1 pseudogene is annotated in these 1,009 nt (G+C 37.3%); it reads right to left on the reverse strand.

Features of this window, described 5'->3' with window-relative positions:
- Positions 1-797 precede the first annotated feature (797 nt).
- Positions 798-1,009 (reverse strand): annotated as a pseudogene (locus BCT81_RS29645) (hybrid sensor histidine kinase/response regulator); the annotation flags it as partial.

Here is a 1,009-nt window from a genome sequence, read left to right on the forward strand (position 1 = left end):
TAAAACAGTTTTACCTTCTGCAGCACGGTACTTAGCAACACCACCTGAGTGCTTGTCCATAGCAGACTGTGAAGACATGCCGTAGAACCTAATGAAAACCAAAAAATAGCAATTAAAATCAACAACTTAAATGGAATTGCATGTATATAAGTACAGTATTTTGGGCGATTTTCACCCTTAAATAACGTCAATTTGCAATGAGTGCTGCCATTTTTGCTGCCACTTTTTCATCTCCATTTTTCGAGGCATTTATCTCGTTGACTTAGATATTTGACTGCTAAAATTAGCTCTTGAGCTACATCTAGGATGTCGCGTTCTTCGTTTTCTAAGTCGATATTGTTTAGCTTCAAGGTATATACATAATCAAGCATTACTAACAAATCATGAAGTAAACAGACCATTCTCTCATCAATGTTCGTTAAATATTCATCCAACTCTTCATCTGAGTGCCAATGTTTAGGCTCTCCACCTAATACACTAACAACCTGCACTCGGATATATCGGAAAAGTAAGGTTAATTCTGGCGTGTTTATGATCATGAGTTAGCAGTTAAAGTGAGAGAAAAAAATGCTATGAATCTGGAACCGCTGCGCGATTCGACCTTTAGAAGACGAGACCTTAGACCTACCAATATAAGAATCTCGTCCATCTGCTGCCTACTTTGTTTGTCCATAACTATTCCCTGTAAAAATATGTAAAGTTAAGGTTTCTGCTGCCTCACATCAAAAGCGTATTCGCTGTCTTGCTGCTTTAAGAGATGTCTAACCTGTACTTTTTGTCCGATGTAAAACATTATTCTACGTTTTAGATCGACTTATACTGTTCATAAAATAATTAATAACCACCTGTCGAAATGCTTTATCGGTAAGGGGTTTGGGTAAAACCCCTTGAGTACCTGCTTGCTCAAAATCTCTAATCGATTTTATTGACATGTCTGCGGTGTAGCCAAATAACACAGGGACTTCATCGACTTGGTTGATTATTTTTATTAATTCGAGACCTGATATAT

The sequence above is a fragment of the Vibrio sp. 10N.261.52.A1 genome (genome assembly GCF_002876325.1).
GTDB lineage: Bacteria > Pseudomonadota > Gammaproteobacteria > Enterobacterales > Vibrionaceae > Vibrio > Vibrio chagasii.